Origin of the sequence: Sodalinema sp. (genome assembly GCF_046483825.1) — a bacterium.
Lineage (GTDB): Bacteria > Cyanobacteriota > Cyanobacteriia > Cyanobacteriales > Geitlerinemataceae > Sodalinema.
In genome coordinates this window covers 1-3,987 of the sequence record NZ_JAWOCL010000300.1, presented here as the reverse complement: position 1 = coordinate 3,987, position 3,987 = coordinate 1, and the positions used below count along the sequence as shown (strand labels likewise).

At 50.9% G+C, this 3,987-nt stretch carries 3 protein-coding genes; 1 reads left to right on the top strand and 2 read right to left on the bottom strand.

The genetic code is table 11. The features are described from left to right. Nucleotides 1-235: 235 nt before the first annotated feature. Nucleotides 236-607, bottom strand: a complete 372-nt coding sequence (locus tag R6U67_RS19040; RefSeq protein ID WP_068789912.1) for a group I truncated hemoglobin — start codon at nt 605-607, stop codon at nt 236-238. 93 nt (nt 608-700) lie between these two features. Further along, nucleotides 701-3,007, bottom strand: coding sequence for a nitric-oxide reductase large subunit (locus R6U67_RS19035; protein WP_410254005.1), 2,307 nt, complete (start codon nt 3,005-3,007; stop codon nt 701-703). 500 nt (nt 3,008-3,507) lie between these two features. Between R6U67_RS19035 and R6U67_RS19030 the strand changes: the two genes are divergently transcribed. Beyond that, nucleotides 3,508-3,987, top strand: a 480-nt coding sequence (locus tag R6U67_RS19030; protein ID WP_410254004.1) for a DUF4347 domain-containing protein, incomplete at its 3' end; no start/stop codon positions are given.

Below are 3,987 nucleotides of genomic sequence, written 5' to 3'. Positions count from 1 at the left end.
CGCCAAGGGGGCAACTTTACCCTGGACTGGCTCTCCCGTGAGTTCGGCCATCTAGCCTTTAAGTATGGAGATGTCTTGAATGCCCTGCCCTCCCAGGACAGTCAAGAGTCTCAACAGCCCGAACCCTTAAGCTTAAGGGCCTAAGCCAACCCTTATCCATCCTGATAGCGTGAGAGAGAAACCCGCTCGCCGGCCGGCGAGCGGGTTTTTTAGAAAGTTTCAGCCCCAGAATAACTTATTGATTTAAAACATCTTTCTTGTGCTGAACATTGCCCACAACAGCGGCAACTTCTGCCAATAAATCATCAGCAACCCCCATCTCTTTCAAGGTAATGAGCAGATCCTCAGCCACCGCATCAAAATGTTCGCCCTGTAGGCCCTGTTCTTCGACTAAAGCCTTGTGAGCCTCCCGCATCGAGCGGCCCGTGTAACCCCCGCCACCTAAGGCGTAGGTGAGAAAGGCTTTCTGATGTTGCCGCTGGCGAGTCATGTTGGTGTCGGCAAAAAAGTGTTTGATGCGATCATCGGCTAACACTCGGTTGTAAAACTTGTCGACCGCTGCATCAATCGCCGCGTCTCCACCCAGTTTCTCAAATAAAGTCGTCATCGTGTCTCCTTAAAATTGTTGAATCAATGAAATCAATGAAATAGATGACTCAGGGCAATAACAGACATTATTCACCTGAGCCAACTTAACAGCCTAGCCTTGTGAAAAATCAGGCGTTAAGGCTTCTCTCGGTTGCGCTTGCGTCGGTTCTTGGAAAATGGCAACGATCGCCCGTAAGACGCAAATCACCATGACCAATGCTCCTAAACTAAAGACGATATCACCGGGAATCCGTAGCCAGACCGTCCAGTGCATCCAGGGGGAACTAATCACCTCAGCACTGCGAGCGTACCAAGTGCCATAATTGACCGATTGCACCAGTTGATAGAAACCACTGGGAATCAAGCCACACACCATCATCATGACAAGGCCGATATTGATACCCCAAAACGAGCGATTAAACCAGGTTTCATTCCAGGCGCGATCGGGGGTAATCTCGCGCAACGCAAACAGCATCAGAGCCAAAGCCAGAGAGCCATAGACCCCAAATAACGCTGAGTGAGCGTGAATGGGGGTGGTGTTAATCCCCTGGGAGTAATACAGAACAATGGGAGGATTGATTAAGAAGCCAAACACTCCCGCTCCGACGAGGTTCCAGAAACAAGTGGCCAGGAAAAACTTCAGCGGAATCCGATAGAACCCTTGGGCCTCTTGAGAGAGGCGAATGGATTTGACCACTTCAAAGCCAATCAAGGTTAGGGGAACCACCTCCAAGGCTGAGGCCACGGATCCCATAGCGGTAATAAAGACGGGTGTTCCCGAAAAGTAGAGGTGATGTAGGGTTCCAATGACACCACTCCCGAGATAGAGAACCGTCGTCAGATAAGTCGCTCGTAAGGCCGAGGAGCGTTTGAGGAAGCCGAGTTCACTACATAGATAGGCGATCGCCACCGTGGCAAAAACTTCAAAAAAGCCTTCCACCCAAAGGTGAACCACCCACCAACGCCAATACTCAGCAATACTCAAAGGAGTATGGTTGCTGTACATCAACCCCGCAGAGTAAAACAGGGGAATGGTAATGGCACTATAGAGGAAAAAGTGATTTAGTCCAGTTTTGCTGCCTTCGGCTTTGAGAGCGGGTTTGAGGGCGCGGTACATCAGCCAGAGCCAAAACACCATACCGCCAATGAGCAGCAGTTGCCACAATCGTCCAAGCTCGACATATTCATAGCCTTGATGGCCGAACCAGAAACTTTTGTCCCCGAGGAACCCTTGCACGCCGGCCCAAGATCCCACCAGAGACCCCACCACCACTAAGGTGAGCGCCCCTAAGAGACCACTATTGCCCCAGGATTGTCCTTTGGGTTCATTTTGACCAAAACGGGGTGCAAAATAGAGTCCAGCCGCCAGCCAACAGGTGGCAATCCAGAACACGGCTATTTGTAAATGCCAGGTTCGGGAGGCGGCGTAGGGGAGGTAGTCTTGCAGAGGAACGCCATAAAAGCCATCTCCTTCAACGGCGTAGTGAGCCGTCACCATTCCCATGAGGATTTGCACCAGAAACAGGGTCATGGCCACGCCAAAAAAGAGGGTGGTGACTTTCTGGCTCGGGGTAGCGATGCGGATATTGGGCCGTTCGGTGACGATTTGCACCTCTTCGGGGTCTTCTTGGGTGAGATAGATAAACAAGAAGAGGGCGATCGCCGCAATCAAGACAATCACCGAGACAATTGACCAAATGAGGAATTGCGGCGGGGCCTGATTCCCAATGAGATCGTCGTGAGGAAAGTTGGCCGTATAGGAAAACGGTGCATTGGGACGATTGGCGGCGGCGGCCCAAGCGGTCCAGGTAAAGAAGGCCGTGACATTATGCAATTGGTCTTCGTCGGTGAACCAGCCACTGGGAATGGAATGGGTCACAGATCCCTGGGATAAGAGGCGGTGATAGTCGTCGAAGACTTGGCTGAGTCCCTGAGTTTGGGCCGCCGTTAGGGTGAGAGTTTCTGTTTCACCGTCATAGCGATTGGTTTTAAAGTCTTCTTCTACCTGAACTTGCAGTTGAGCCTGTTCGATGCCTGAGAGGGATTCCCAATCGCTTTGGGTGAAGTCGGGGGTGTCGGCGTAGAGAACGCCGGCGGTGGCTAGTCCCCAACGGTGCAGGAGATCCGCGGTCCAGTCGGGGGCTAGATAACTGCCATGACCCCAAATGCTGCCAATATGCTGTCCACCTCGGGCTAGATAGGTTTCTTGCCCCAGTTGGATGTTCTCTTGAGTCAGAATCGTCTCCTGTTGAGGGGAGACGATGGTGGCGGGGATGGGGGGCGCATTTTTGTAGATGGCGGCCCCGGCCCCAATCAGCACTGTGAAGGTCACGACGCACACCAGCACTAACCAGGCGGGTAGGCTAAATCGCTGAATGGGCGATCGCTCCACCCTCAGGTCGAGAGTTGGATTTGCCATAAGGGAAATTTTCTGAAAGACAGGGTCTCGGACAAGCTGGTTGATCACTACCGGCTGTCCACGGAGCCAGTATAGTCAGGGAATTTTGATATTGTCTTTGACTTAGATCAAGAATTTAGGGGTTTTCTCGATGTGATGAGTTGGATGAGATACCCGGCGTCGTACTAGCACGACAGATAGAGACCAAATTTGCCGCTCCTGGCGCGGTTGCAGGCTTTTCTTACTACGCCTTACCTATTGTTGCGAGGAATTATAGTTATTAATTGATTTGTTTTAACTTACACTTCCTGTCTTCGTCAACTTCTCATCCCAAATCTTTAAATCAACTTGCTTTTAGGTAGCGTTTTATGAAAATTTATGTAATTTGAATCTCATTAAACCCACATTTAAGGATTTGTGAGTACCTTGGGAGAGCTTTATATCCGTAAAAACATTGAACCTGCGGAGACTTAAAAGCTGTGTAGTAATGCAACGATTTTCAACTTAAGTACTATCTGACTATGTCTCCTCAAAATCTACTCTTCGTTGATGCCTCCCTTGCTCAAACGATCGACCTCAGCAAGGTTAGCCCTCAAACGCGGGTCGTTCTCCTCGACCCAGAAACAGACGGAATTGAAACGATTACAGAGACGCTATCAGGGGTGCAAAACCTCGATAGCATTCAACTTTTGTCCCATGGCAGTGCGGGCAGTTTGTCTTTGGGGAATGTGCAGTTAAACGATGCCACCCTGGACAACTATGCAGACCAAATTCGCGGCTGGAAGTCTGCCTTGGCTGAAGGGGGCGATCTCTTGCTGTTTGGTTGCGATGTGGCAGCGGGCGATTCAGGTAAAACCTTTGTATCGCGCATTGCTGAACTGACGGGAGCAGATGTAGCTGCATCGACGGATCTGACGGGGAATGCAGCTTTGGGGGGCGACTGGGAATTAGAGTATCATGTTGGGGCGATCGAAGCAGCCCCCGCCTTAAGCCTGGAAACC